The 26,325-nt window shown below is 73.6% G+C and carries 35 protein-coding genes; 10 read left to right on the plus strand and 25 right to left on the minus strand.

The window, feature by feature from the left end; translation table 11 throughout:
• Positions 1–13 precede the first annotated feature (13 nt).
• From ACVUH9_RS16930 to ACVUH9_RS17045, 24 genes are all read right to left on the minus strand, one after another.
• On the minus strand, positions 14–808 hold the full coding sequence (locus ACVUH9_RS16930; protein WP_475758991.1) for a CheR family methyltransferase: 795 nt from the start codon (positions 806–808) through the stop codon (positions 14–16).
• On the minus strand, positions 805–1,893 hold the full coding sequence (gene cheB, locus ACVUH9_RS16935) for a chemotaxis-specific protein-glutamate methyltransferase CheB (RefSeq protein ID WP_475758993.1): 1,089 nt from the start codon (positions 1,891–1,893) through the stop codon (positions 805–807). Before cheB ends, ACVUH9_RS16930 begins: the two co-directional genes overlap by 4 nt.
• A 3-nt stretch (positions 1,894–1,896) precedes the next feature.
• Positions 1,897–2,430: a chemotaxis protein CheW gene (locus tag ACVUH9_RS16940; protein WP_475758995.1), complete on the minus strand. Its 534-nt coding sequence runs from the start codon at positions 2,428–2,430 to the stop codon at positions 1,897–1,899.
• 16 nt (positions 2,431–2,446) lie between these two features.
• Entirely contained in the window at positions 2,447–2,896 is a 450-nt protein-coding gene (locus ACVUH9_RS16945; protein ID WP_475758997.1) for a flagellar motor switch protein FliN, read from the minus strand.
• 8 nt (positions 2,897–2,904) lie between these two features.
• Entirely contained in the window at positions 2,905–3,333 is a 429-nt protein-coding gene (locus tag ACVUH9_RS16950; protein WP_475758999.1) for a flagellar basal body-associated FliL family protein, read from the minus strand.
• Positions 3,333–4,175 (minus strand): flagellar motor protein MotB, encoded by an 843-nt coding sequence (locus ACVUH9_RS16955; protein WP_475759001.1) that lies wholly within the window; start codon positions 4,173–4,175, stop codon positions 3,333–3,335. The genes ACVUH9_RS16950 and ACVUH9_RS16955 overlap by 1 nt, the downstream gene beginning before the upstream one ends.
• Complete coding sequence (locus ACVUH9_RS16960; RefSeq protein WP_475759003.1) at positions 4,172–4,984, minus strand: flagellar motor protein; 813 nt, start codon at positions 4,982–4,984, stop codon at positions 4,172–4,174. Before ACVUH9_RS16960 ends, ACVUH9_RS16955 begins: the two co-directional genes overlap by 4 nt.
• Before the next feature lie 51 nt (positions 4,985–5,035).
• Positions 5,036–5,386, minus strand: a complete 351-nt coding sequence (locus ACVUH9_RS16965) for a flagellar FlbD family protein (protein WP_475759005.1) — start codon at positions 5,384–5,386, stop codon at positions 5,036–5,038.
• A 19-nt stretch (positions 5,387–5,405) separates the two neighbouring features.
• Entirely contained in the window at positions 5,406–6,263 is an 858-nt protein-coding gene (locus ACVUH9_RS16970; protein ID WP_475759007.1) for a flagellar hook-basal body protein, read from the minus strand.
• A 25-nt stretch (positions 6,264–6,288) separates the two neighbouring features.
• On the minus strand, positions 6,289–6,816 hold the full coding sequence (locus ACVUH9_RS16975) for a flagellar hook capping FlgD N-terminal domain-containing protein (RefSeq protein ID WP_475759009.1): 528 nt from the start codon (positions 6,814–6,816) through the stop codon (positions 6,289–6,291).
• A gap of 10 nt (positions 6,817–6,826) precedes the next feature.
• Positions 6,827–8,269 (minus strand): flagellar hook-length control protein FliK, encoded by a 1,443-nt coding sequence (locus tag ACVUH9_RS16980; RefSeq protein WP_475759011.1) that lies wholly within the window; start codon positions 8,267–8,269, stop codon positions 6,827–6,829.
• Positions 8,266–8,958 (minus strand): lytic transglycosylase domain-containing protein, encoded by a 693-nt coding sequence (locus ACVUH9_RS16985; RefSeq protein WP_475759013.1) that lies wholly within the window; start codon positions 8,956–8,958, stop codon positions 8,266–8,268. The genes ACVUH9_RS16980 and ACVUH9_RS16985 overlap by 4 nt, the downstream gene beginning before the upstream one ends.
• Complete coding sequence (fliJ, locus tag ACVUH9_RS16990; protein WP_475759014.1) at positions 8,955–9,404, minus strand: flagellar export protein FliJ; 450 nt, start codon at positions 9,402–9,404, stop codon at positions 8,955–8,957. Before fliJ ends, ACVUH9_RS16985 begins: the two co-directional genes overlap by 4 nt.
• 65 nt (positions 9,405–9,469) lie before the next feature.
• A complete protein-coding gene (locus ACVUH9_RS16995; RefSeq protein ID WP_475759087.1) occupies positions 9,470–10,885 on the minus strand; it encodes a FliI/YscN family ATPase in 1,416 nt (471 codons plus the stop codon).
• The gene (locus ACVUH9_RS17000; protein ID WP_475759016.1) at positions 10,885–11,493 is read right to left on the minus strand and encodes a FliH/SctL family protein; all 609 of its coding nucleotides are present in this window, start codon (positions 11,491–11,493) and stop codon (positions 10,885–10,887) included. The genes ACVUH9_RS16995 and ACVUH9_RS17000 overlap by 1 nt, the downstream gene beginning before the upstream one ends.
• Before the next feature lie 14 nt (positions 11,494–11,507).
• On the minus strand, positions 11,508–12,593 hold the full coding sequence (gene fliG / locus ACVUH9_RS17005) for a flagellar motor switch protein FliG (RefSeq protein WP_475759017.1): 1,086 nt from the start codon (positions 12,591–12,593) through the stop codon (positions 11,508–11,510).
• Positions 12,594–12,602: 9 nt separating this feature from the next.
• Entirely contained in the window at positions 12,603–14,138 is a 1,536-nt protein-coding gene (gene fliF / locus ACVUH9_RS17010) for a flagellar basal-body MS-ring/collar protein FliF (RefSeq protein ID WP_475759018.1), read from the minus strand.
• Positions 14,139–14,151: 13 nt separating this feature from the next.
• Entirely contained in the window at positions 14,152–14,481 is a 330-nt protein-coding gene (gene fliE, locus ACVUH9_RS17015; RefSeq protein ID WP_475759020.1) for a flagellar hook-basal body complex protein FliE, read from the minus strand.
• The gene (gene flgC / locus ACVUH9_RS17020) at positions 14,478–14,927 is read right to left on the minus strand and encodes a flagellar basal body rod protein FlgC (RefSeq protein ID WP_475759022.1); all 450 of its coding nucleotides are present in this window, start codon (positions 14,925–14,927) and stop codon (positions 14,478–14,480) included. Before flgC ends, fliE begins: the two co-directional genes overlap by 4 nt.
• Positions 14,924–15,274 (minus strand): flagellar basal body rod protein FlgB, encoded by a 351-nt coding sequence (locus tag ACVUH9_RS17025; protein WP_475759024.1) that lies wholly within the window; start codon positions 15,272–15,274, stop codon positions 14,924–14,926. The genes flgC and ACVUH9_RS17025 overlap by 4 nt, the downstream gene beginning before the upstream one ends.
• A gap of 228 nt (positions 15,275–15,502) precedes the next feature.
• Entirely contained in the window at positions 15,503–15,841 is a 339-nt protein-coding gene (fliT, locus tag ACVUH9_RS17030; RefSeq protein ID WP_475759026.1) for a flagellar protein FliT, read from the minus strand.
• Positions 15,838–16,206, minus strand: coding sequence for a flagellar export chaperone FliS (gene fliS, locus ACVUH9_RS17035; protein WP_475759028.1), 369 nt, complete (start codon positions 16,204–16,206; stop codon positions 15,838–15,840). Before fliS ends, fliT begins: the two co-directional genes overlap by 4 nt.
• 20 nt (positions 16,207–16,226) lie before the next feature.
• The gene (fliD, locus tag ACVUH9_RS17040; protein ID WP_475759029.1) at positions 16,227–17,558 is read right to left on the minus strand and encodes a flagellar filament capping protein FliD; all 1,332 of its coding nucleotides are present in this window, start codon (positions 17,556–17,558) and stop codon (positions 16,227–16,229) included.
• A 9-nt stretch (positions 17,559–17,567) separates the two neighbouring features.
• Positions 17,568–17,957, minus strand: a complete 390-nt coding sequence (locus ACVUH9_RS17045) for a hypothetical protein (protein ID WP_475759031.1) — start codon at positions 17,955–17,957, stop codon at positions 17,568–17,570.
• A 199-nt stretch (positions 17,958–18,156) separates the two neighbouring features.
• Here ACVUH9_RS17045 and ACVUH9_RS17050 point away from each other — a divergent pair, with 199 nt between their 5' ends.
• From ACVUH9_RS17050 to csrA, 8 genes are all read left to right on the plus strand, one after another.
• Positions 18,157–18,846 carry a flagellar hook-basal body protein gene (locus tag ACVUH9_RS17050; protein ID WP_475759033.1) on the plus strand — a complete coding sequence of 230 codons (690 nt, stop codon included), beginning with the start codon at positions 18,157–18,159 and terminating at the stop codon, positions 18,844–18,846.
• A gap of 164 nt (positions 18,847–19,010) precedes the next feature.
• Positions 19,011–19,745 (plus strand): flagellar hook-basal body protein, encoded by a 735-nt coding sequence (locus tag ACVUH9_RS17055; RefSeq protein WP_475759035.1) that lies wholly within the window; start codon positions 19,011–19,013, stop codon positions 19,743–19,745.
• Complete coding sequence (locus tag ACVUH9_RS17060; protein WP_475759037.1) at positions 19,742–20,146, plus strand: hypothetical protein; 405 nt, start codon at positions 19,742–19,744, stop codon at positions 20,144–20,146. Before ACVUH9_RS17055 ends, ACVUH9_RS17060 begins: the two co-directional genes overlap by 4 nt.
• Positions 20,143–20,670 carry a hypothetical protein gene (locus ACVUH9_RS17065; protein WP_475759038.1) on the plus strand — a complete coding sequence of 176 codons (528 nt, stop codon included), beginning with the start codon at positions 20,143–20,145 and terminating at the stop codon, positions 20,668–20,670. Before ACVUH9_RS17060 ends, ACVUH9_RS17065 begins: the two co-directional genes overlap by 4 nt.
• Positions 20,670–22,058, plus strand: a complete 1,389-nt coding sequence (gene flgK, locus ACVUH9_RS17070; RefSeq protein WP_475759040.1) for a flagellar hook-associated protein FlgK — start codon at positions 20,670–20,672, stop codon at positions 22,056–22,058. The genes ACVUH9_RS17065 and flgK overlap by 1 nt, the downstream gene beginning before the upstream one ends.
• A 64-nt stretch (positions 22,059–22,122) precedes the next feature.
• Entirely contained in the window at positions 22,123–23,031 is a 909-nt protein-coding gene (locus tag ACVUH9_RS17075) for a flagellin N-terminal helical domain-containing protein (protein ID WP_475759042.1), read from the plus strand.
• A gap of 36 nt (positions 23,032–23,067) precedes the next feature.
• On the plus strand, positions 23,068–23,523 hold the full coding sequence (gene fliW / locus ACVUH9_RS17080; RefSeq protein ID WP_475759046.1) for a flagellar assembly protein FliW: 456 nt from the start codon (positions 23,068–23,070) through the stop codon (positions 23,521–23,523).
• Positions 23,517–23,738 carry a carbon storage regulator CsrA gene (gene csrA, locus ACVUH9_RS17085; RefSeq protein WP_475759048.1) on the plus strand — a complete coding sequence of 74 codons (222 nt, stop codon included), beginning with the start codon at positions 23,517–23,519 and terminating at the stop codon, positions 23,736–23,738. Before fliW ends, csrA begins: the two co-directional genes overlap by 7 nt.
• Before the next feature lie 20 nt (positions 23,739–23,758).
• On the opposite strand, the gene ACVUH9_RS17090 is transcribed toward csrA, so the two are convergent.
• A complete protein-coding gene (locus tag ACVUH9_RS17090; RefSeq protein WP_475759050.1) occupies positions 23,759–24,862 on the minus strand; it encodes an alkene reductase in 1,104 nt (367 codons plus the stop codon).
• A gap of 121 nt (positions 24,863–24,983) precedes the next feature.
• Between ACVUH9_RS17090 and ACVUH9_RS17095 the strand changes: the two genes are divergently transcribed.
• Positions 24,984–25,979, plus strand: coding sequence for an ArgK/MeaB family GTPase (locus tag ACVUH9_RS17095; protein ID WP_475759052.1), 996 nt, complete (start codon positions 24,984–24,986; stop codon positions 25,977–25,979).
• On the plus strand, positions 25,976–26,263 hold the full coding sequence (locus ACVUH9_RS17100) for a hypothetical protein (RefSeq protein ID WP_475759054.1): 288 nt from the start codon (positions 25,976–25,978) through the stop codon (positions 26,261–26,263). Before ACVUH9_RS17095 ends, ACVUH9_RS17100 begins: the two co-directional genes overlap by 4 nt.
• The last annotated feature ends 62 nt before the right edge of the window (positions 26,264–26,325 follow it).

Below are 26,325 nucleotides of genomic sequence, written 5' to 3' on the forward strand. Positions count from 1 at the left end.
CAACATCCACGATTCAGGACCGCCGCAGCATGAAGGGAACGACCGGCTCGAGACCGGCTTCGGCCGGCGCGGCGACGCGCTCGGTCGGGCCGATGACGAGATAGCCGCCAGGACGCAGCCCCGCCGCCAGGCGCGCGTGCAGCGCGTCACGGTCGGACGGGACGAAGTAGATGACGGTGTTGCGACAGATGACGATGTCGAACGCGGCCCGCCGGATCGGCTCGGTGAGCAGATCGCTGGTCTCGAAGCGGACGCCGCGCCGCAGCGCGTCGTTGGCCCGCCAGCCGTCGTCGGTGCGCTCGAAGTGCCGCTCCAGTGCCGCACGTGGCGCGGTCCGGGCATCGGCCTCGGTGAAGACCCCGAGCTTCGCGCGCTCGACGACCCGGCGGTCGACGTCGGTCCCGAGCACGGTGACCGTGACGCCGGGGGCCGCGTCGCGGCAGACGGCCGCGGCGGTGTACGCCTCGGCGCCGTTCGAGCAGCCGGCGCTCCAGATCCGGATCCGGCCCTCGGTCGCCAGCTCGGGGACCAGCCGCGAGGCCATCGTCGTCCACTGCTCCGGGCTCCGCCAGAGCGACGAGACGTTGATCGTGACGCGGTCGAGGAACGAGTCGAGCTGGGCGCCGTCGCGCCGCAGCAGCCGCAGGTAGGCGCTCAGGTCGGGCGTCCCGCAACGGTCCGCGTGGGCCCGGATCCGGCGCTCCATCTGGGCGCGCTTGTAGCGGCTGAGGTCGATCCCGCTGAGGGTCTGGACCCCGCGGCAGAACACGAGGTAGTCGTCGCCGGCGAGCGCCGGGGCCGTGCTCATCGTGCGCTCCGGGCGACGGCCGGGCCACCGGCGTGCTCGGCGATCGCGCCGGCCAGCTCGGGAAGCGGCAGGATCGCGTCGGCGAGACCGGCCTCGGCGACCGAGCGCGGCATCCCGTAGACCGTCGACGTCTCCGCCGACTCGACCAGGATCCGTCCGCCGAGCCGCCGGACCTCGCGCGCGCCGTCGGTGGCGTCGCGACCCATCCCGGTCAGGACCACGAGCAGGACCCGCTCGCCGAAGCAGCGGGCGATGTCGGCGATCGTGTGGTCGGCCCGCGGCCGCAGGCCGCCGACCGGCGGCTCGAGCGTGGTCCGCACGCCGCCACCCTCGTCGACCCGCAGGTGCTGGCCGCCCGGGGCCACCAGCACCGCGCCGGGCTCGAGTCGGTCACCGTCGACGGCCTCGCGCACGTTCAGCGCGGAGCTGCGGTCGAGCCGCTCGGCGAGCGAGCGGGTGAAGCCGGCCGGCATGTGCTGGACCACGACCGCACCGCGGCCGAGCGGCGCCGGCAGCTCCGGCAGCAGCACGCTGAGCGCGCGCGGGCCACCGGTCGAGGAGGCGATCACGACGACCTTCGCGCGACCGGCCCGAGCGGGACGGGCTGCGCGGACCGGTGGCCGCGGGGCCGGCGGACGGACGGCCGACGGGCGCTCGCGGGCGGCCGCGCGGCTCGCGCGGCTGCGCTCGGCGGCGGCCCGGACCTTCGCCTCGAGCTCGGCGGTGAACGCCAGCAGCTCGCCCGCCGCCGGCTTGGCGACGAGCTCGAAGGCGCCGGCGGTCAGGGCGGCGATCGCGGTCGCGCCCTCGGACGGCGAGAACGCCGAGACGACGACGACCGGCACCGCCGGCGCCTCGCCGGCGGCCATCCGCCGCAGGACCTCGAGTCCGCCCATCCCCGGCATCGTCAGGTCGAGCGTGAGCACGTCCGGACGCACGTCGCGCAGCAGCGCGAGCGCCTCGGCACCGTCCCGAGCGCGCCCGGTGACGGTGAAGCCGGCGTCCTCCAGCGCGCGCCCGACGAGCGCCCGCATCAGGCCGGAGTCGTCGGCCAGCGCGACGCGAATCGGAGCGGTCGAGGCCATGGACTAGGCGGCGGGAACGGCGTCGGCCGCGTCCGCGACCGAGGCCACGACGGCGTCGGCCGCGTCCGCGACCGAGGCCACGACGGCTTCGGCCGTGGCGTCGTCGAGGACGACGGCCGAGGCACCCTGCAGCAGCGCGACGGCGTCCAGCAGGACGACCAGCCGCTGTCCGACGCGAGCGACGCCGGCGACCGCGGGCGAGGCCGCGCGGGGACGATCGATCGACTCGTCGTCGACGGTCAGGACCTCGGTCACGTCGTCGACGACGATCCCGACCGGGCCGTCACCGGCGTCGACCATCACGATCTTGGTCGGCGACTCGATCTCGACCGGCAGGCCGAGACGGTGTCCGACGTCGTGGACGGGGACGATCGTGCCCCGGAGGGCGATCACGCCGCGAACGCCGGCGTCGGAGGCCGCCACCGAGCGCGGCTCGGTGTAGCGGATGATCTCCTGGACCTGGGCGATCGGCAGCGCGTATTCCTCGGCGCCGAAGGTGAAGGCGACGAACTGCTGGGGTTCGTGAGTGGTGGTCATCGACGGGCTCCGCGGGTCATGCGCCTTGGTCATCGGCGGGCAGCGGCCCGGCTTGAGGGTCGTCGGCGGCCGGAACGGCGGGCAGGTCGGCGGCGAACGCCAACCCGGCCTCGGCCTCGTCGGGCGCGACGGCGTCCGCCGCGTCCAGTCCCTCACGGCTACCGACACCGTCGACGACCATCTCCGTGATCCGGAGCGCGAACTCCTCGTCGACCACGACGACCTCGCCGCGGGCGATCGGCTTGCCGCCGGCCAGCAGGTCGACGGGCTCCCCCGCCGAGCGACGCAGCTCGACGATCGCGCCCGGGCCGAGGCCGAGGGCCTGCCCGAGGGTCATCACGGTGCGGCCGATCTCGACCGACAGCTCGACGGGGACGTCGTGCAGACGGGTGAGGTCGTCGACGACCTCACCGGCCCGCGGCTCCGGCGCCAACTCCTCGTCGGCGGCCCATTCGGTGGTGTCCACAGCTGCTCCTACTGGACCGTGACGTCAGGGAAGAAGACGTCGTTGATTTGCAGATCAGTGCTCTGCGTGAGCCGCCGGCGCAGGGTCCGCTTGACCTTCTCGCGCCCGCCGGAGCTGCTCAGCGCCGGACCGTCGGCGGCCCCGACGACGTCGGTCACGATGCCGCGCACGACGGCCTCCTCCGGCAGGCTGCCGTAGCCCTCGGGCGGGGTCCCCTCGCCCTCGGCCGCAGCCGGGTCGTCCCGCAGCAGCAGCGCGACCGTCAGCTTCGCGTAGCGCCCGTCGCTCAGGTTGATCAGGAACTCCTTCGGCAGCACGTAGACGCTGCCGTCGACCTTGCGCGGACCGGCGTCCGCGCTCGAGAGCAGGAACTTGTACGCGCCACCCGCGATCACGAGGACCACGATGGCGATGATCAACAACTTCTTCTTGAGCATCAGGGACCGACGGTGGGGGATGGGGAAACTGGGGTCTCGAGCCGGGTCAGGGCGATCTCGACGCGACGGTTCGTCCGTCGTCCGGTATCGGTGTCGTTGCTGACCCGCGGCTTCTGGGCGCCGTGGCCGGTGGCGGCGAACCGCGACGGGGCCAGCGAGCGTCCGATCAGGAACCGGGCGACGCTCGTCGCCCGGGAGGCCGACAACTCCAGGTTGTCGGGGAAGCGGGCCGTCGAGATCGGCACGTTGTCGGTATGCCCGTCGACGGCGATCGGGTGACGCGTGTCGACGCGCAGCACGCGGGCGATCCCGGCGAGCAGCTCGCGGCCGCCCGGCTGGAGCGCGGCCGAGCCGGAGGCGAAAAGGACGTCGTCGGTGACCACGCGGATCACGAGGCCGCGGCGCTCGACGGTCGCCTCGACCCGCGCGTTCAGTCCACGCTCGCGAATCGCCTCGTCGATCCTCCGCTTGAGCTCGATCAGCTCCTGCTCCTCGCGGCCGGCGGCGGCGGCCCGCTCCTCGACCCGGCGCTTGTCGTCCTTCGCGAAGTCGGGCACGAACGGGGCGATCGCCGCGATCTGCTCGACCGGCTGCTTCGGGCCGCCGTCGCCGGTCGGCTCCTCGCGGATCGAGCCACCGCCGGTCAGGACCTTGCCGTTGAACGCCTGCTGGAACGACCGCGAGACGATGTCGAGCTTCTGCTGGTCGACGACCGAGACCGAGAACATGACGATGAACAACGCCATCAGCAGCGTGATCATGTCGGCGTAGGTCAGCAGCCAGCGCTCGTGGTTGGCGGGAGCAACCTGCTGGCCGCGCCGGCCGGACCGCCGCCGGCTCATGCGGCTCGGCGCCGGCGAGCGTCGTCGATCGACGGAACCTCGTCCTTCGTGGCCGAGCCACGAAGGGCCGGCGGCACGAAGGTCTCGAGCCGCTCGCTGATGATCCGCGGGTTCTCCCCCGCCTGGATCGCCAGCGCGCCCTCCATCGTCAGCTCCCGCAGCTCCTGCTCCTCCTGCGACATCGCCGCGAGGCGGTTGCCGATCGGGAGCAGGGCGACGTTGGCGATCCCGACGCCGAGCAGCGTCGCCACGAACGCACTGGCGATCGCGGCGCCGAGCATCGCCGGCTGGTCGAGGTAGCCGAGCGCGTGCATCAGGCCGAGGACCGCGCCCATGATGCCGATCGTCGGGGCGAACCCGCCGGCCTTCTCGAAGGCGCCGGCGCCGGTCGCGTGACGGGCGGCCATCGCGTCGATCTCCGACTCGAGCACCGAGCGCAAGGCCTCCGCCTCGGTGCCGTCGACGACCAGCTGCATCGCCTTCCGGCAGTACGGGTCGTCGATCTTGCTGACCTCGCTCTCGAGCGAGAGCAGACCGTCGCGCCGCGCCTGCTCGGCGAAGCCGACGAGCTGGGTCGCACGCCCGGCGAGGTCCTGGGTCTCGCCGGTGATCGCGCGGCGGGCCAGTGACGGCATCCGCTTGAAGACGTCTATCCCGACCGCCGCGAGCGTGACCCCAGTCGTACCGCCGATCACGATCGCGATCGCGGGGATGTTCATCAGGGTGCCGAGGGACGTGCCCTCGACCATCGCCCCGCCGAGGATAGCCACGACGGCGACGACGATCCCGATTCCGGTAGATGCCTTCATCACCGTTGGTGATCGGCGGCACCCACCGGAACTTCAGCGATCGGCCGAACTTCAGCGATCGGTGCGGGCGCGATTCAACGACACGACCGAGCTGTCGAGCCCGACCGCGCGGAGCGCGTCGATCAGCAGGCCGCTGCGCCAGGCGGCGATCGCATTGCGGATCGCGTCGGGCGTCTCGGTGACGGGGATCCGGACCCCGGACGTCAACGTGATGATCGTGTCGGGGTGGGCCTCGACGGTCGCCACCAGGTCCGGGTTGAGGTGGAACGGCTCGGGCTCGCGGGCCAGCCGGTGCAGCAGGATCACGAGCGACCCCGCGGGCACGACCGCCGCGCCCGCGAGCGCGCCCGCCGGCCGGACAGGCGCGCCCGCCCACCCGCCGGACGGACGCGCGACGCGCACGCCGAAGCGAGCGGGATGCTCACCGCTTCATGTTGACGACGTCCTGGAGCATCTCGTCGACCACCGAGATCACCCGCGAGTTCGCCTGGAAGCCGCGCTGGGCGGAGATCATCGTGGTGAACTCGCTGGCCAGGTCGACGTTGCTCATCTCGAGCGCGCCGGCCATGATCGCGCCGTTGCCGTCGACCGCCGGGGTGCCGGTCACGGCGGCGCCGGAGTTGGCGGTCGCCGACCACAGCGACCCGCCGTTGCGCTCGAGTCCGGACTGGTTGGAGAAGCGGCTGACCGCGAGGTAGCCCGCCACCTGGCGGGTGCCGTCGTTCGGGCCACCCGAGTGGTCGACGTAGCTGACCGAGCCGTCGGCGGCGATCGAGACGTCCGACGCCTTCGCCGGCATCTGGATGAAGCCCGGTCCCGCGGCCGTGTTCGGACCACCGGCGGGGGCGGGCGGGAAGCCGAGGACGTAGTAGCCCTCCTGCGTCACCAGGTAGCCGTCGTTGGTGGTCGTGAACGCCCCGGCGCGGGTGTACTGGCGCGCGTCGGCGGCGGGCAGCGGAGCGCCCGGGGTACCGCTGGAGACGGTGAACCAGCCCTCGCCCTGGATCGAGACGTCGAGCGGGTTGCCGGTCGTCTGGGTCGAGCTGCCGCCCATCAGGTTGTCGATCGAGGCGACCTTGACACCGAGCCCGACCTGCAGGCCGTTGGTGCCACCGGTCCCCGCCGTGCCCGCGGACGCGCCACGGATCTGCTGCGAGAGCGAGTCGGAGAACGTCGCCCGCGACGCCTTGTAGCCGATCGTGTTGACGTTGGCCAGGTTGTTGGCCGTGACGTCGAGCAGCGTCTGGTGGGCCTTGAGCCCGCTGATAGAGCTGTACATGCCGCGAATCATCGGATCGTGCTCCTTAGGGGGTGACGGGCGCCGGGTCACCGGCAGCCGGGGGTGTGGGGACCGAGCCGCCGGGGGCGTTCTCGGGGGAAGAGGGGGTCTCGGCGACCTCGGTCACCGCGGCCGGGGAGATGCCGGCGACGCCGCTGACCGTCAGGGTCGCCGCGCCCTTGTCGAAGACCACGCGCTCGACGACGCCGGTGTGGGTCTTGCCCTGGGCGTCGACGTAGGTGACGGTCTTGCCGCTCAGCGAGAGCGCCTGGGCGGTGGCCTGGGCGCCGAGCTGGAGCGCCGAGTAGTCACCGACGTTGGTGATCTGCTCGAGGGTGGCGAACTGCGCCATCTGGGCGAGGAACTGCGTGTCGTCGACCGGGTTCATCGGGTCCTGGTGACGCAGCTGCGTGACCATCAACTTGAGGAAGTCGTCCTTCCCCAACCCGCCGGAGGTCGCCTTCGCCTGCATGTTGCCGTTCGCCGGGGACGCGGCCTGGTTCTCGTTGGCGGCCGCGCCGACCGCCGGGTTCGTGGGGGGAATCGTGCTCATCGGTCCTCGTTCAAGCGAGCACGTCCACGAGCGACCCGTCGGGCAGCTCCACGGACGTACGGCGTTCGGTGTGGTCGAGCGGAAGGTCGACGCGGGCGCTGCCGGAGCGACCGGACCAGCGGTCGCCGCCGCGGTCGTGGTCGGGCGACCGCTGGCCGCCGTCGGTGCGGGCCTCGCCGATCTCGACCCGCAGGACGGCGATGCCCTGGGACTCGAGCTGACGGCGGAGCTGGTCGCCGGCCTGCTGGAGGGCGCGGATCGTCTCGCTGCCGTCGGCGGTCAGCTTGGCGTCGAGCCCGCGGGTCGTCTGGCGGAGGACGATCTCGATCCCGCCGAGCGCCTCGGGCCGCAGGCTGAGGCGGGCGAGCGTCGCCCCGCGACGGGCCAGCAGCTCGACGGCGACGGCGATCGTCGGCAGCGCACGGGCGGCCGCGGCGGCGAGCGGATCGACCGGGGCCGGTCCGGCCGCCGGGGCGACGGCCGCCGGGCCGGCGACGGTCGGCGCCGCGGTCGCCGTCGAGCCCTGCCCGGCGCTGCGGGTGGCCTCGTCGGCGGCGGTTGCCGCGGTCGGCACCGGCGCGGCCGACGGGGTCGGCGGCCGCTCGTCGCGGGCGCCGCCGTCGGAGTGGGCGCCGTTCCCGGCACCGGTACCGGTGCCGGTCGCCGGACCGGTGGCCGTGGCGGACCCGTTGGCGGAGCTCGTGCTCGCGGTGGTGGTGGTGGTGGTGCGATCGCTGGGCGCCGCGCCGTCGTCGGCACCGGCCGCCGGTCCGTCGGTCGTCGGCACGGTCGCCTGGGGCGTAGCCGGCTCGCCGGCCGGGGTGGCCGTCTGCGGCACGCTGCCACCGACCGGGGTCTCCGCCGGCCGCGGCGCCGTGGTGCCCGCGGTGGGGGTCTCCCCCGCGGGCGCGTCGCTGGCGCTGACGGGCAGCCCCGGGAGGGTGCTCGGCGCGGGCGCCGTCGCGCCGGTCGGGGCGGCCCCGCCCGGCGGCGTCGGCACCACGGCCGGATCGGCCGTCGGTGCCGTCCCGGGCACCGTCGGCACCGGAGTGCCGCCGGTCGCAGGCGGCGTCAGCGGCGAGACCGGAGCCGGGGGCAGGACGGTCGTCGCGACCACCGACTCGGCCACGACCGGCGTGGCCGTCGGCTCGGTGACCGGCGCCGCGGGCTCGCCCTCGCCGGTCGCGCCGCCGGGGGTCCCGGTGGCGGGCGCCTCGGCGCCGTCGGTCGGCGTGACGGGGCTGGTCGTCGCCAGCGGATCACGGTTGGCGGAGGGGTCGGCGTCGAGCGGCCCGCGGGCCTCGCGCAGCGCCGGGCGCTCCGCCGACGGCTGTCCGGAGAGCACGCCGTCGAGCAGCGAGGCGAACGACGATCCGCCGGTGCGCGACTCGGCCGGGCCGGAACCCGGAGCGGCGACCGGCGGGCGCGGGTCGATCCGCGCGACGCTGCTCATGCCCTCCGCCCCGTGCCGAGGATCGTCTGCACGTAGTGCTGGGTCTCGGCGTACGGCGGGATCCCGCCGAACCGCTCGACGGCACCAGGGCCGGCGTTGTAGGCGGCCAGCGCCTTCGGGTAGTCGCCCCCGAAGCGGTCGAGCTGCTGGCGCAGGTACTTGGCCCCGCCCTCGAGCGACTGGGCCGGATCGAGCGGGTCGGTCACGCCGAGGCTGGCCGCCGTCCCGGGCATCAGCTGGGTGAGGCCCTGGGCGCCCGCCGAGCTGCCGGCTCCGGGATCGAAGCCGGACTCCTGGCGGACCAGGTTGGTGAAGACCTGCGGGTCGATCCCGTGGCGCGCGGCGGCCGCCTGGATCATCTGCGCGTACTGCCCGCCGTCGCTGCCCCCGGTCGGCGCACCGACCCCGCCAAGCCCGCCGACCGTGCCGTTGCGGGCGGCGTAGGCGGCCGGGGCCCCGGTCAGGCCGGCGGCGCCGAACGTGACCGGCTCGGTCCCGGCGAGCGCCGCGGCCTGGGTGGCCTGGCTCGTCTGCGCCGTCTGGAGGTTGGTCGCGAAGCCGTCGCTGGCGGCCGTCGGCGTCACGCGCGTGGCGTTCGCCGAGGCGATCGCCTGCTGGACCAGGGCCTGGATCTCGGCCACGCGATTGGTGACCTCGGCGACCCGGGTGGTGACCTCGGCGATGCTCATGCGGACTTCCGTCGGTGGAGGACGAGGGCGACCTCGTCCAGTTCGGCCTGCTCGATCCGGCCCTGCTCGGCCCGGTGGGCCGCCTGCTGACGCTCGCGCAGGCGCTCGAGCACCTGGCGCTCGCGGGCGGCCTCGGTCAGCAGCCCGCGGTGGGTGGTGCTGTCGTGGACGTGGCGGTCGAGCGAGAGCGCCAGCTCCTGCTGCTGCTGGCCGGTCCGGTCGATCCAGACCGCGGCGGCGCGCAGCTCGGCGCCGCTGACCCGCACGTCGGTCCGCGGCGTCGCCTTGCGGCGCGCGTCGCGCGACTGCTCGCTGGCCTCGGCCAACGCCAGGCGCACGTGCTGCTCGCGGCTGAGCGCGGCGGCGAGCGCGCCCTGGGCACGCTCCTCCCCGCGCTCACGGAGGGCTCGCACGGGCTCGAGGCGGAAGCGGAAGCCAGAGGTCACGCTGGCGTGATCGGCGGCGCGACCGGTTCGACGCGCGCCGCCGGACGGATGTTGGACCCGATCGCTCATGCGGCGACCGCGTGCAGCTCGGGCGTCGCGAGCAGCTGCTCGGCACGGTCGGCGAGCGCGATCAGGCCGGCGTCGGCGTCGGCCGCGCTCGAGGCCTGCTCGACGTCCTGGCGGAGGAACGCCTCGATCTCGTCGCGCATCGCGATCGCCGCGTCGGTGCGGGCGTCGCTGCCCGCCTGGTACGCCCCGATCGCGATCAGGTCGGCACGGTCGTTGAGGTCGGCCATCAGGCCGCGGACCCGGCCGGCGGCGGCTCGGGCCTCAGGCGTGGTCACCTCGCCGACCAGGCGCGAGACGCTCTGAAGCACGTCGATCGCCGGATAGTGGTTGCGGTGCGCCAGCTCGCGGCTGAGCACGACGTGCCCGTCGAGGATCGAGCGGACCGCGTCGGCGACCGGCTCGTTCATGTCGTCGCCGTCGACCAGCACGGTGTAGAGCCCGGTGATCGAGCCGAGCGGCGAGGTCCCGGAGCGCTCCAGCAGTCGCGGCAGCTGGGCGAACACGCTCGGCGTGTAGCCGCGGGTCGCGGGCGGCTCCCCGATCGCCAGGCCGACCTCGCGCTGGGCCATCGCGAAGCGGGTCACGGAGTCCATCATCAGGACCACGTTCTGGCCCTGGTCGCGGAAGTGCTCGGCGATCGCGGTCGCGGTGTGCGCGGCCCGGATCCGGACCAGCGCCGGCTGGTCGGAGGTCGCGCAGACCACCACCGACCGCGGAAGCGCGTCGCCGAGGTCGCGCTCGATGAACTCGCGGACCTCGCGGCCACGCTCGCCGACCAGCGCGATCACGTTGACGTCGGCGGTCGTCGAGCGGGCGATCATCCCCAGCAGCGAGGACTTGCCGACGCCGGAGCCGGCGAAGATCCCCAGCCGCTGGCCCCGCCCGCACGGCACCAGGCCGTCGAGCGCGCGCACGCCGAGGTCGACGCGATCGGCGATCCGCGGGCGGCTCAGCGGCTCCGGCGGTGCGGCGATCGTCACCCGCGGGGTCCCGGCGGGCTGCTGGCCGCCGTCGATCGGCGCCCCGAGCCCGTCCAGCACCCGTCCGAGCAGGCCGTCGCCGACGTCGACGCGGAACGGCTGCCCGGTCGCGGTCACGGTCGTCCCCGGCCCGACGCCGGCCAGCTCGCCGAGCGGCATCAGCAAGGTCCGCCCGGAGCGGAAGCCGACGACCTCCATCGGCACGGGACCGCGGCCGGCGGGGCCGCGTGACGCCGAGCCCCGCCCACTGCCGCGCGCGACGTGGATCTCGCACAGCTCGCCGATCTCGGCCCGGAGCCCGGTCGCTTCCACGACCAGGCCGATCACGTCGACGACGCGTCCGTTGCGGCGACCGAGGTCGGCGTCGCGAAGGGTCTGCGCGAGCCCTCCGAGGCGTCCTTCGATCGGCAGGTCGGCGACGTCGACCGGGATCACGTGCGCGCCTCGCGCAGCAGTTCGCCGGCCCGCTCGAGCTTCGCCTCCAGCCGCACGTCGACCTCGCCCTCGACCGTCCGCAGGACGGCGCCTCCCCGACCGACCCGGCGCTCGGCCTGGACGTCGCAGTGCTCGATCCCGCCGATCTCGGTGGCGACGGCGTCGATGCTGTCGCGGACCAGCTGGAGGTCGTCGGGGTGCACGAGGATCGTCAGCCGCTCACGCTCGACGACGCCGCGGAGCGCGCCGCGGATCACGTCGAGCACGCGCGCCGGCTCGGAGCGGACCGCCTCGGCCACGACCTTCTCGGCCAGCAGCAGCGCCAGCTCGACGGCCTCGCGCTCGAGCGTCTCCGCCATCCGCGAGCTCTGGGCGACGGCCTCGCGGAGGGCGTCGGAGAGCGCGCGAGTCGCGGGCTCGAGTGCGGCCCGGACCTCGACGGTCGCTGCGGCGTGGCCCTCGGCCCAGCCGGCGGCGCGCGCGTCCTCGCGGATCTGCGCGGCCTCGGCGCGGGCGTTGGCGAACTCGTCGGTCAGCTCCCGGACCGTCGGCGGCGGCACCGGCCGCTCGAGGGCCGGGAACGAGAACTCCGCGGCAGTGTTCATCGAAACCCCGTGCATCAGACCACGTCGTCCCCGTCGCCGCGCCCGATCACGAGCGCACCGGACTCCTCGAGCCGGCGAACGGCACCGACGATCCGGCCCTGGGCCTCCTCGACCACGCGCTTGAGCTGCGGCGGCTGGAACTCCATCTCCTCGCGGAGCATCTGCGCCCCACGCTGGGAGAGGTTGCTGAGGATCCGGTCGCGGACCCCGTCGTCGACGCCGCGCAGGGCGAGCGCCAGGTCGCGCTGGTCGACCTCGCGCAGGACCATCTGGATCGAGCGGTCGTCGAGTCCGGCGACGTCCTCGAACACGAACAGCAGCCGCCGGACCTCCTCGGCGATCGCGCTGTCGGTCTCGGCCAGCGCGTCGAGCACGTTGCGCTCGGTCGGGCGGTCGGTGTGGTTGAGGATGTCGGCCAGCGACTGGACGCCGCCGGCGGCCTGGTAGTCGGCGGAGACGACGTTGGCGAGCTTGCCGCGGACGACGCTCTCGATCCGCTTGACGACCTCGGGGTTGGTCTCGCTCATCGTCGCGACCCGCCAGGCGACGTCGGCCTGCTCCTCGGGATCGAGCGCGGCGAGCACCGGCGCGGCGAGCCGCGTGTGGAGGTTGGCGATCACCAACGCGCGCGTCTGCGGCGACTCCGCCCGCAGGAACGCGACGACCTGCTCCGGCGGCGTCCGCCGCAGGAACTCGAAGGGGCGCTTCTCGATCACCGAGGCCAGGCGGCCGATGATCTCCTCGGCCCGCTCGACGCCGAGCGAGCGCTCCAGCACCTCGCGGGCGAACTCGACCCCGCCCTCGGCGTAGGACTGCAGCGCCATCGTCATCGCGGCGGCTTCGTCGAAGACGCCGTCGACGTGCTCGGGCCGGACCTGGCCGAGCTTGGCCATCTCCAGCGAGAGCGACTCGATCTCGTCGTCGCGCAGGTGCTTGAAGACCTCGGCCGCCCGGCTCGCGCCGAGCGACACGAGCAGGATCGCGGCCTTGCGCCGGCCCCCGAGCTTGAGCAGGGGCTTGGGCGGACCGACGTCCGGCGGCCCCACGGGGAAGCCGTCGACGAGCTCGAAATCCTCGTCGAACCGTTCGGGACTGCTCACGACCGCCATCTAGTCCTCCGTCATCCAGTGACGAACCTGCTGGGCCACCCGGTCGGGATCCCGATCGGTGAGGTCCTCCATCTGCTTGCGCGTCCCGGGGATCTCGAGCGCGGCGACGGGCTGCGGCCGGGCCGCGTCCCGCTCCGCCTCGAGCTCGCGCAGCGAACGCGGCGGGGCCTCGATCTCGCTCAGCCAGACCGGCGAGGCCAGGGCCTCCTGCTCGCGCTTGCGCAGGTGGCGGGCGACGAGCACGAGGAAGGCGATGATCGCCAGCGCGAGCGCGATCCACTTGAGGTTGGTGAGCAGGTCGCCCGGGATCGCCGGGCTGCCGTCGGCGGCCGGGGGCGGCGCGAAGGCCATCCGCTGGACCGTCAGCTCGTCGCCGCGCTCCGTGTCGATCCCCGCGGCGGCCGCGATCGACGAACGGATCGCCGGGATCTGGCTGGCGGGCACGCTGTCGCTGACCATCACGGCGACGCTCTGCTTGTTGACCCCGCCGGCCGCCAGCTTGCGGCGGGTGACGGTCTTGTCGACGCCGAACTCGCGCTCGCCGGTCTTGTGGCTGTAGTTGGAACGGCCACCAGCGGCGGTCGCGGCCGCGGCGTAGCCGGGCACGTTCGCCGCCGCGCCGGAGGCGCCACCGGTTCCGCCGCCGCCGCGCATGGTCTCGTCGGAGGTCGTCTCCTTCAGCGGCACCTGGCGCCGGCCGTAGCGGAGCTGCTCCTCGGACGCCTGGTCGGCGTCGACGTCGGCGTTGACCCGCACGCGGGCCTTGTCCGGTCCGACGGTCTGGGCCAGCACCGAGCTGAGGCTGCTCTCCATGCTGCGCTGGTAGCGGCTCGCCGCGGCCTGCTTGGAGAGCGCGCCGCTGGCACCGCCCGCGGCGTCGTCACCGGAGCTGGTCGGCCAGAGCAGCCGTCCGCCGCCGTCGGTGATCGTGACCCGCGAGGGCTTCAGCGACTTGACGCTCGAGGCGACCAGCCGCGCGATCCCCTGGATCGCGGCGGGCTCGGGGCTCTCGGCGCCGGACAGCAGCACCGCGGCGCTCGCCTGCGGCGCGTCCTCGCTCAGCAGCGCGTCGCTGGCGTCGGGCAGCACCAGCTGGACCGAGGCCGAGCTGACCCCCTGGATCTGACCGATCGTCCGGGCCAGCTCACCTTCCAGCGCACGCTGGTAGGTGACCTGCTGCTGCATCTGGCTGCTGCCCATCTTCTGCTTGTCGAAGATCTCGAAGCCGGGCTGGACGGCACCGCCCGCGACCCCGCCCTGTTCGGCGAGGGCGATCCGGGCGTTGCCGACGTCACGCTTCTCGACGGCGAGCGCGGTGCCGTTGTTCTGCAGCTCGTAGCGCACGCCCTTCTCGTCGAGGGCGGCGGTCATCTTGCCCGTCTGGGCAGGATCGAGTCCGCTGACGATCGTGGTGTAGCCCGGGCTCGAAGCGAGCGAGAACATGAGGTAGGCCACGACGACGACCGCCAGCACGGCGGCGCCGACGACGATCCGGCCGCGGGTGGACAGCGCGGTGAGGACCTTCGGGAACGGCACGGGTACGTCGTCCTCAGATCTGGGTGTGGAGGATGTCGCTGAGAGCCTCGACGCCGCGCGTGCGGAGCGTCGACGCCATCTGCATCGAGAGCTTGGCCTTCTCGACGGCCATCACGACGGCCTCGGTGCTGACGGCGGTGCCGGTCGCGAGCTCGGTCGCGGCCTTGGCGCCGGCGGCCTGCGTCGACTCGAGGCTCTGGATCGCCGAGGTCAGCGAGTTGCCGAACGAGGCACCGCCCTCGGTCGCGCCGGTGGCCGGGGTGACCGGGGGCGTGATCGGGGCGACGCCGCCGATCGCGGCGTCGGAGCCGAGCACCATGCTCGGATCGATCGGGACGATCATCGGAGCAGCTCGAGGGTTCGGGCGAACATCTGCTTGGAGCTCTGCATGGCGGTGACGTTGGCCTCGTAGGCGCGGGAGGCGGCGATCAGATCGACCATCTCGGTGACGGAGTCGACGGCGGGCATCTCGACGTAGCCCTCGGGGTTGGCGTCGGGGTGGCCGGGGTCGTAGACCAGCCGCGGCGGGGCGGGGTGCGGGACGATCCCGGCGACCTCGACGCCCGCGGGGGCCACTCCCCCGCGCTGCATCGCGCCGGCGAGGACGGTCCCGAAGCGGGGATCGGCCTCGGCCGTCCGCAGCACGACGGTCTTGCGCTGGTACGGGCCGCCTTCGGCGGTCCGCGTGGTCTGGGCGTTGGCGAGGTTCTCGGCGCTGACGTCGAGCTGGACCCGCTGGGCGGTCAGCGCGGAGGCGCTGACGTCGATCGCCCCGAAGATGCCGGTCACTGGGCGCTCCCGGTGATCGCGACCATCACGGTCTCGAGCCGGTTGCGGGCGACCGACACCAGTGCCTGCTGGTCGAGCGCGTTCTTGGCCAGCTCGGCGGACTCGCGGTCGAGGTCGATGCCGTTGCCGTCGGCCGCGACCATCGAGGCCTCGACCGTCGGGGTCAGGGAGATCTCCGTCGTCCCCTCCGCCATCGCCGCGCGGAGCGCGCCGTGGAAGTCGACGTCGCGTCTTCCGTAGCCGGGGGTGTTGACGTTGGCCAGGTTGCCTGCCAGCAGCTGGTGGCGCGTGGAAGCGCCCTGAATGGCGCTGTTGAGCGCACTTTGCGTGGGGTCGATCAGGCTCACGGTAGGGGTCCGTCGGAACGTCATCCATCCGTGGATGCGAGAAATGTCCCCTCCGTGGGACGCTCCGGTGATCGGCGGGTCCCCGGCGAACTTGAGGGCTCGTGTGACCTATTCGCACACACGGTCACTCAGCGCCCTCCCAGCGTCGATCAACCGTCGAGCGGAGCGGCCACAGCGGCCTGGACGTTCAAGCGACGCCTACGCGAGGCGCCGCTGGACAGCAGGCGATCAGGCCTGGTGGCTGCTGACCGGAACGGCGCTCGCGCCGCCGTAGCCGTTCGCGGTCCGGCGCCCGCGTCCGGTCAGGGCCAGCTCCTTGCCCAGCCGCTCGCGCAGCTCCCGCAAGGCGACGCCGATCTGGTCGTGCCCCGCGACCGTCCGCTCGAGCGCGGCGCGCGCGTGCTGCGGCGCGTCGGTCGGCAGTGCGGCCACCAGCGCCGCCCAGCGGACCGACAGCTGCTCGAGCCGGTCGAGGTCGCCCGCCTGGACCGCGACGAGCTGCTCGTCGGTCAGCTCGGCGAGCTGCTCGTAGACGCTGGATCCCGTCGAGATCGCCACGATGCTCACGCGCCCGCGGTGGCGTAGGCGACCCGCAGCTCCGCGGCGTGGCGGACGACCTCGAGCAGCTTCGCGGCGTCCTGCTCGCGGCGTCCCTCGTCGAGGTGACGGCGCCAGAAGCCGTAGATCGCCTCCAGCCGGGCGGCGACCTCTCCCCCGCGCTGATGGTCGAGCGTGACCGTCAGCTCGGAGATGATCGCCTCGGCGCGCTGGATGCGCGCCGTGGCGGTGATCTGGTCGCCGGCCTCGATCGCCGCGACCGCCTGGCGGAGGAACCGTCCGATCCCGTCGTACAACATCACGACGAGTCCGGACGGCGAGGCGGTCAGGACAGCGTTGTCGCGATAGGCCTGAGGTGCGGCGTAGCTGGACACGTTTCAGTGATCGGTCAAAATCACTTGGGCTGAAGGGCAGCCAGCTGTCCGTCCAGCCACGAGCGCTGGTCGTTGAACTGGGAGATCGTCGCCTCGAGCCGTCCGAACTGCGCCTTCAGCGCCGTCTCGCGGTTGGCCAGACGGGCGTCGAGCGACTCCATCTGACGGCCGAGGTTCGACATCATCTGGTCGGAGTCGCTGATCCGCTGGGCCAGCGAGCCGGCGGCGCCGCTGTACGTGTTGACCATCGTCGAGAGCCCGCCGAGCACGCCCGAGCGCCCGAGGACGTCGCGGACCTTGCCGGAGTCCGAGGTCAGGGCCGCGGCGAGCGCGGCGTTGTCGACCGTCAGCCGCCCCTGGACCGCGTCAGCCGAGTAGGTCGCCGTGCCGGAGGCCTTGCCGGTGGTGATCCCGAGCGCCTCGAGCGGCAGCGAGGCCCCGCCCGGGCCGATCGAGATCAGCGCCGAGCGCAGCTGCTCGTGGAGCTGGGTCAGGGTGACGTCGCCGCCGAGCTGGCCCTTCGAGTTCTGCGAGACCGCGGTCGCCGTCCGGATCAGGTCCAGCGACGCGTTGTACGCGTCGACGAAGGTCTTGACCGCGTCCTGGACCGCCTTGGGGTCGGTCCCCGGCGTGCCGACGTTGATCGTCGTCGCCGTCGAGGTGACTCCGCGCAGCTGCAGCGTGACGCCGGGGATCACGTTGGCGAAGACGTTGGTCGCCGCCGTGTGCTCCTCGCCGTCGATCCGGATCAGCGAGTTCTGGCCGACCTTCACGACCTCGTCGGAGAGCACGCCGGCCGAGGACGCCGAGAAGCCGCTGGCGGCGCCGGTCGCGCGGCTGGAGAAGGCGAGCCGCTCGACGCCGTTGACGGTCGTGACCGAGGCCACCACGTGCAGGGTCGAGTCGCCGTTGATGCGGGCGGCGATGTCGGTCGCCGTGTCCCCGGCCTCGAACGTGACCGAGTCGTTCCAGCCTGCGCCGGCGATCGCGATCGTGCCGTCCGCGGTCGGCGCCGCGAAGGCGTAGCTCGACTGGCTCGCGCGGGCGAGCTGGACGACCTCGAGCGAGTAGCCGCCGGCGGGAGCGCCGGAGGTGATCGTGCCGGTCGCAGCGCTGGCGTTGCCGATCTCGACCGACTGCTTGTTCGCGAACAGCGACGGGTCGGCCAGCGCCAGGCTGGCCGCGTTGAGCTTCTTGAGCGCGTCCGAGACGGCCTGCAGGGCGTTCTTGTTCGCCTGGATGCTCGTCTGCTGGTTGGCGAGCCGCGTCTTCGGCTGACGCTCGATCGACATGAGCTTGGTGATCAGCTCATTCGTGTCGAGGCCCGTCGCCAGGCCCGTGAGGTTGATCATGCCCATTGCTCAGCCCATCCCGTCGAAGCCGGTCGGCTCGTCCGTGTTCGTGGTCGTACGGCCGTCGACGGAGCGTTGCCCCGTGACGATCTCGATCGCCTCGGTCGCGGGCACCGTGCGAACCACGTTGCCCTCGTCGTCGACGATCTCGATCCGCAGCCGCTGGCCCTCGCGCACCTCAAACCGCAGCGAGAGCTGCCGCTCCTTGAGCGCGTCCAGCTGGTCCATCGCCGCACCGATCTCCGCCAGTACCTCGGCCGGAGGCTCGGAGGGCAGGACGTCGAACGGCTGCTGCTCGGCCGGGATCACGGAGACCTCCGGAGTCGGCGTGACGTGGACGCGACGGGGGTCCGTCGGGCCTGTCTCGTGGACACGGCTGGGCGGTTCGATCGGTGTCATGGTGAGCACGGCAAGGGTACCTCGCGGGGCGTCGTCCATTTCCTGAAGCGTCCGCCCGAGCTGTGGATCGCCCCGGTAGTCGGCAGCGACCCCCGAGAACTTGAGCCCCAATTTCGGATTGGGGGGAGAACACCGTTCACCAGCCGGATCCCGGCTCGCGTCGCTCAAGCCCCGGGCGACCCCGCCGATCACCCGGGACATGGACCGAGGCCTCTACGTCGCCGCTGCCGGAATGCGGGCCGAGCAGGTTCGGCAGGACCAGATCTCCGCCGACCTCGCGAACGCCGCGACACCCGGCTACAAGCGGGATCGCACGACCCAGACGTCGTTCGGCGACCTGCTGTTGCAGAACACGCGGACGCGCGAGGTCGTCGGCCCGGTCGGCCTCGGCCCGTACGCCGACGCGAGCGTCACCGACCTCCGCGGGCAGACCGCGCGGGTGACCGACGAGCCGCTGGACTTCGCGGTCGCCGGCGACGGCTTCTTCTCCGTCCAGACACCGGCCGGCGTTCGGTACACCCGCAACGGCCAGTTCAGCACCTCGGCGAACGGTCTCCTGGTCGACGGCCAGGGCAACCAGGTGCTCGGCCGCAACGGCGGGCCGATCACCGTCCCCGTCGACGGCAAGCTCGATCCCGGCCGGATCGCCCTGGTCGCCCTGACCGATCCGACCAAGCAGGGCGAGGGCCTGTTCGCGGGCACCGCGGCCGGCGTCGGCACCGGCACGATCCAGCAGGGCGCGCTCGAGGCCTCCGGCGTCGACGCGACCCGCGCGATGGTCGAGATGATCTCCTCGCTGCGGGCCTTCGAGGCCGGCCAGAAGTCGATCACCACGATCGACGACACGCTCGCCAAGGCCGCCCAGCAGGTCGGCTCGACCAGCGCCTGAGGCTGCGGCGGCCGTCGCCGCCGCACCCACGACCGGGCCGGGACGCCGATCGACCCCGCCGGTCGCCCCCGCGGCCGGGCGGACGATTCAAGTCCCTCCCGCTCCCGCCGACTACCCGACCACCTCCCGCAGCAGCCGCGGGAGGCGACCCGAAGGACGGACCGATGCTCCAAGGCCTCAACGCGGCAGCGGCCGGTATGACCGCACAGCAGACCCGGATGGACGCGATCTCCGGCGATCTCGCGAACGTCAACACCCCCGGGTACAAGCACCAGCGGGTCAACTTCCGCGACCTGCTCTACGTCCGCGACGGCGTCGAAGGCGTCCAGGTCGGGACCGGCGCCGCCGCCTCCACGATCGGGCGCGGCTCCGCCCAGGGCGCGCTCCAGGAGACCGGGCGCTCGCTCGACGTCGCCCTCCAGGGCCCGGGCTACATCGAGGTCCGCGCCCCCGACGGCACGATCGCGCTGACCCGCGCCGGCAGCCTCCACGTCGACGACCGCGGCCGGCTGACGACCGCGACCGGGGCGCTCGTCCCCGGCGTCCGCCCGGTCCCGGCCGGCACCAGCGCCGAGAAGCTGAAGATCGCCGCCGACGGCACCGTCACCACCGACGGCGGCCGGCGGCTCGGGCGGATCCAGCTCGTCGAGGTGCGCGCCCCCGACAGCCTCCGCCCGATCGGCGACAGCCTCTCGGTCGCGACCGCGGAGAGCGGAGCGCCGACCCGCGTCGCGCTCGCCCGCACGAGCCTCGTGCAGGGCGCGCTCGAGGCCTCCGACGTCGACACCGCCGACGCGATGGTCGACCTGATCGAGTCGCAGCGCGCCTTCGCGATGGCCAGCCGCGCGGTCCAGACCCAGGACCAGATGGCCGAGATCGCCAACGGGGTCAAGCGATGAGCGTGCTGCCCGTCGGAGCCGTCCCGCCCGTCGATCAGCGGACGATGCCCGCCGCCGTCCGCGAGGGCAGCGCCGAGGTCCAGGATCGCTACCGCGCGGCCGCCTCGTTCGAGCGGATGCTGGCCCAGCAGCTTGCCCAGCAGCTGCTGAAGACGGCCGCCCCGGCCGGCGACGAGCAGGACGACGCGTCCGCCGCCACCTCGGCCTACCGCGACATGCTGCCCGACGTCTTCGCCGACGTGCTGACCGCCAACGGCGGGATCGGGATCGCCGCCCAGATCGCCACGGCCGCGGCCGCCAGCGCCCGTCAGGCCGGGGACGCGACCGCGTCCGACGGCTCCGCCTCGCCCGCCGGACAGGTGTCCGGCGGCGTCTCCCCCACGACCGCGAGCACCACATGATCACCGCCGCTGCCACCCCCCTCGGCCGCGAGCTGCTCGGCCACCTCGACGAGCAGCTGCGCTCGATCGAGCGGCTGCAGGCCGCCGTGACCGCCCTCGGCGCTGCCGTCAGCGCCCGCGACGCGCCGGGCGTCGTCCGTCACACCGGCACGATCGAGGCCGAGACGACGTTCCGCAGCACGCTCGAGGAGCGGCGGACCGCGCTGCTGGTCCGCGGCGGCGCGCTGCTCGGGATCGAGCCGTGGCAGGTGACCGTCTCCGCCCTCTGCAGCCTGATCTCCCCGCTCGAGGCGACGACCGCCCAGGAGCGCAGCGAGCGGCTGGTCGCCGCGACCGAGGCGGTCCACCACGATCACCGCTGCAACCGTGCCCTGATGCAGCAGGAGCTGACCTTCATCGATCACCTCCGCCGCCTCGGCGGCAACCTCTCCGACGTGACCTACGAGCCGCCGACCGGCGCCCGTGTGCCGTCACCGTCGACTCCCGCAGCTCTGCCCAACCGCGTCCTGGATCTCCAAGCCTGATGGTCTCCTCCTTCCACGGCATCGAGACCGCGCTGCGGGGCCTGCTGGCCCAGCAGCGCGCGATCGACGTCACCGGCCACAACATCGCCAACGAGCAGACGCCGGGATACACGCGTCAGCGGGCCAACCTCGCGGCCTCGAACGCCCTGACCGTCGGCCCGTGGGGCCCGAGCGGCCAGTTCGCCCAGCTCGGCACCGGCGTCGACGTGACCGGGATCCAGCGGATCCGCGACCAGTTCGCCGACATCCAGCTGCGGGCCCAGACCACCAAGCTCGGCGACGCGTCGACCGCATCCCGGCTGATGGGCCAGGCCGAGCTGGCCTTCCAGGAGCCCGGCAGCAACGGTCTCGCCGCCCAGCTCGGGCGCTTCTGGAGCGCCTGGAGCGACGTCGCCACCAACCCGAGCTCGCCGGCCGCGCGCCAGGTGCTGCTCGACGCCAGCAAGGCGACCGCCGACCAGATCGGCGGTCTCGACAGCCAGCTGGCGACGATCCAGGCCCAGGCGGCCAAGGAGTACGAGGACCGGATCGCCGCCGGTGGTCCGATCGACACGGCCATGCAGGAGCTGGCCGAGCTGAACCAGGCGATCGGTGCCGCCGCCGCCCGCGGTGAGGTCGCCAACGACCTGATGGACCGGCGCGACGTCATCCTCGACGACCTCTCGTCGTACGCGCAGGTCCGGACCGAGCCGACCCTCGACGGCGGCGGCAAGCCGATCCCGGGCAAGATCGACGTCTACCTCGGCACCGACAGCACGCCGGTCGTCTCGGGCGACCAGTCGCGCCAGCCGTTCAGCCTCGCCTTCGGCCCGACCGGCCCCGGCCCCGGCTCGCTCGCCGCGCTGGCCAACGCCGCCTCGGCGACCGGCCCGATCGGCGTCTACCGGCGCGAGCTGGCGGCGACCGCGACCGCGATGGCCAACGCCGTCAACGGGATCCACCAGGCCGCCGGCGGCCCGCCGATCTTCGTGGTCAACGCCGGGCCGGTCGTCGACGGCGTCGCCCGTCGCCCGATCTCGGTCGGGGCCGCGATCGATCCCGCCCAGGGCGGATCGCTCAACGCGTTCGTGGCCGGCGCCACCGGCAGCAACGAGACGGCGACCGCGATCGCCGCGCTGCGCGGTGGCGCCAGCGACCAGCAGTACCGGGCGCTGATCGGCCAGGTCGGCAGTCAGACGGCGGAGGTCCGCCGTCAGGAGGCGACCGCGGTCTCGCTGGCCGGGGCGCTCGCCGACCGTCGCGACTCCGTCTCCGGCGTCTCGCCGACCGAGGAGATGGCCAACCTCGTCCGCTTCCAGCGTGGGTACCAGGCTTCGGCCCGGACGCTCTCGGTGATGGACGAGATGCTCGACCAGCTGATCAACCGCACCGGACGCGTGGGCTTGTGACCCCGCCCTCCGCCCTGACCCACCTGTCCTCCCCCGTCCTCGTCCCCCGTCCGAAGGCTCGCCCGTGACCTCTCGCATCACCAGCGGCATGCTGACCCGCACCGTCCTGACCGATCTCCAGAACAGCCAGGCGCGGCTGACGAGGACCTTCGAGATGGCCAGCTCCGGCATGCGGATCGGGCGTCCCTCGGATGACCCGTTCGGCACCGTCCGCGGGATCGACCTGCGCGACGAGCTCTCGCGGATCGGCCAGTACGAGCGCAACGTCCAGGACGGCAAGGGCTGGCAGGGCACCGCCGACGCGTCGATGCAGGGCATCGCCGACGTGATCCAGCGGGCCCGGGTGCTGCTGATCGCCGCCGGCAGCGACGGCGGCGGCCAGGTCGGCCGCGACGCCGCCGCGGCCGAGATCGGACAGCTGATCAAGGCCGTCAAGAGCACCGCCAACGCCCAGTACGGTGGCGTCCCGGTCTTCGCCGGCTCGTCGAACACCCCGCCGTACGCGATCGAGGGCGCCGACACCTACCTCGGCAACAACGGGATCGTGACCCGCGCGATCTCCGACGGCGTCGACCTCAAGGTCAACGTCGACCTCGCCGGCCGCGTGACCGGCAGCGGTGGCGGCGACGGCAAGCTGATCGACACGCTCCGAACGATCGTCCAGCACCTCCAGGGCGGGACCGCGGCCGACGCCGACGCGCTCCGCTCGACCGACCTGAAGGCGATGGACCGGCAGCTCGAGGCCCTCAGCGGCCTGCGGGCGGAGGTCGGCGCGACCGGCAACCGGCTGTCCTCGGCCTCCGATCGCCTCAAGCAGCTGACCGGCACCGTCGACGAGCAGCGGTCGCTGATCGAGGAAGCGGACGCCGGGACTACGATGATCGCGTACGCGACCCAGCAGGCTGCCTACCAGGCCTCCCTGAAGGCCGGTGCGAGCATCGTCCAGATGTCGTTGCTCGACTTCCTGCGCTAAGAACCTTCTCCGAAACAGGTTCCAAGGACTCCCCCCATGCCGATCACCCTCCAGAGCACCCGGTTCGGCGATCTCGAACTGGCCGACGACGACACGATCGTCTTCGCCGACGGGCTCGTCGGGCTTCCCGGCTCCCGCTACGCGCTGGTCAGGCCGGGCAACGTCGAGGAGCCGTTCGCCTGGCTGCAGTCGCTGGAGGACCCGGAGCTGGCGCTGCCCGTCGTCCGGCCCGGGCGGTTCTTCCCGGACTACGCGGTGGTCCTCGATCCCGAGGACCTGGCGAAGGCGTCGTTCGATCCCGCCGCCGCCGAGGTCTGGGTGATCATCCGGACCGCCGAGCGGCTGGAGGACTTCGTGGCCAACCTGCGCGCGCCGCTGCTGCTCGCCGAGGGTCACGGCTGGCAGGTCATCAACCGCTCCCCCGACGCGGCGCTCCGCGCGCCCCTGATCAGCGCCGCAGCGGCCACCGGTCCGGGCGACTCCGCGTGCTGATCATCAGCCGCCGTCCCGGCGAGAAGGTCCTGATCGGCGACGACATCGTCGTCACCGTGGTCGAGATCAGCGGCGGCGCGATCCGCCTCGGGATCGACGCACCGCGCTCGCTGCCGGTCTACCGCGAGGAGCTGTGGGCGGCGATCCGCGACGAGAACCGCGCCGCCGCGTCCGCCCCCAGCGTCCTGCCGACGCTGCCCCGCTCCGGCGGCTGAGCACCAGGTCGGCGGCGGACTCAGTCCCCGCCGACCGGCTCGCGAGCCGCGAGCGCCGGGTAGTCGACGTAGCCCGCGGGTCCGCCGCCGTAGAAGCGCTTGGCGTTCGCCTCGTTCTGCGGGGCGTCCTGCTCCCACCGCCGCCAGAGGTCGGGGTTGGCGATGAAGGCCCGGCCGACGGCGACCGCGTCGGCGTGGTCCTCGTCGACGATCGCGATCGCGTCGGATCGCTCGGTCGCCGCCGTGAAGCCGGTGTTGAGCACGAGCGGGACGGTGAACCGGCGGCGCAGCTCGTCGACCAGCGGATCGCCGGGCTGCCCGACCAGGTGCAGGTACGCCAGCCGCAGTGGCCGCAGCGCGTCGGCGAGCGCCCGGTAGACCGCACCGCCGTCGTGCTCGACCATCTCGTGGCCGGTGAAGCCGGGCGAGAGCCGCAACCCGACCCGATCGGCCCCGATCGCGTCGGCGACCGCGCGCACGACCTCGACGGTCAGACGCGCGCGGCCCGCCGCGTCCCCGCCGTACGCGTCGTCGCGACGGTTGCTGCCGTCGGCGAGGAACTGGTGCAGCAGGTAGCCGTTGGCCCCGTGGATCTCGACCCCGTCGAAGCCGGCCTCGAGCGCCCGCCGGGCGGCGTCGACGTAGCCGGCGACGACCGCCGGCAGCTCGTCGAGGCCGAGCGCCCGCGGGACCGGCGGGATCTCGCTGCCGTCGGGCGTGAAGACGGTCAGCGCGTCGAACCCGACCGCCGAGGCCGAGACGGTCGGCTCGCCGCTGGTGGCCGGGTGCCCGACCCGTCCGCCGTGCCAGAGCTGGGCCACGATCAGCCCGCCCTCGGCGTGGACCGCGTCGGTCACGGCCCGCCAGCCGTCGCGGTGGGCGTCGGTCGCCAGGCCCGGGGTCCGCGGGTACGGCTTGCCGGCGGGCACGACCCAGGTCGCCTCGGAGACGATCAGCGCCGCCGCCCCGGCCCGCTGCCGGTAGTACTCGGCCATCAGCGCGTTGGGGGTGCCGTCGTCGTCGGCCCGGTTGCGGGTCAGTGGCGCCATCAGCAGCCGGTGCGGGAGCTGGAGGGCGCCGAGCGCGAGCGGCGGGCGGAGACGGTCGAAGCGATCGGTGCTCACCGCTGAAATAGTGGCATACCGATCCGAAATACCCAGTTCCAGGCGGGGCGCAGGCGCCCCCACATCCGCCTGTCCCGCAGCCGCCCGCCGCGCCGCCGGAGACCCGCCGTACGATGGTCGGATGGACGACGACCTGGGAGCGACGCTCGCCGACCGGCTGCGGGCCGGCGACCTCGCCGCCGCACCGGCCGTGCTCAACCTGGTCGAGACGAGGACGCCGGCCGCCCGTGCCCAGACCACCGTCCTGCTCGACCGGCTCTCCCCCGCCGCGCTCGGCCACGAGCCGACCGGCCACGTGATCGGCGTGACCGGCCCGCCCGGCGCGGGCAAGTCGACGCTGCTCAGCGAGCTGGTCCGGGCCTACCGCCACGGCGGGCGCTCGGCGGCGGTCCTCGCCGTCGACCCGTCGAGCCGACGGACGGGCGGCTCGCTGCTCGGCGACCGCGCCCGGATCCTCGTCGACCCCCACGACGACGCGGTCTTCATCCGCTCGACCGCCGCCGCCGACCGGCTCGGTGGCCTCGCCGGCCCGACCCGGGCCGCCGCCCAGGCGCTCTCGGTCGCCTTCGACGTCGTGATCGTCGAGACGGTCGGCGTCGGCCAGTCGGAGACCGACGTCGCCGACGTCGCCGACACCGTCGCCGTGATCGTCCAGCCCGGCTCCGGCGACGTGCTCCAGTTCCTCAAGAGCGGGATCATGGAGATCCCCGACGTGCTGGTCGTGACCAAGGCCGACCTCGGCCGGATCGCCCAGCGCGCCCGGAGCGACGTGCGCGCCGCCCTCCGCTCGGTCGGCGACCGCACGACGAAGGTCGTCGCGGTCAGCTCGCTGCCCCCGGTCAGCGGCTTCGACGAGCTGGTCACCACGCTCGACGCCCATCGCGCCACGCTCGACCTGCCGGCCGCCCGCCGCGACGCCCGCCGCCGCAGCGCGATCGACGACTTCCGGATCGAGTTCGGCGAGCGGGCGCTGCGCGCGCTCGGCGGACGCCGTGGCGCACTGCACCGGTTGGAGCAGACGCGCGATGATCTGGCGGTGCCGATCCTGATGCAGGAGCTCGAGCGGGCGGCGAGCCTTCACCGTGCCGCCGACGCACCGACCGAGGTGACCCGGTGAGCGGATCGCCGCCGCGCAAGCAGAGCGCCGCTCAGCGGGCTGCGGCCGAGTCCGGCGAAGCCACCTCGGACGCCGCCCCCGGCGGCGTCAAGCGCCTGACCGACGCCGACGTCGCCGTCCGCCCCAGCCGGCCGTTCGTCCAGAACCTCGGGATCGTCGTCGGCGCGTTCGCCGGCGGCACCGTGATCGCCGAGATCGCCGGCGCGGCCAACCTCGGCACGGCGATGAGCTTCGGTCAGATCGCCTTCGCGATGGCGCTCGTCTACGTGCTGATCCGGCGCTAGCCGGGCGGCCACCGCCGGAGCCCCGGCCGGCCTGGCGTCGTGGACGGTCGAGACCCTCAACG

Source organism: Patulibacter ginsengiterrae (assembly GCF_056269115.1).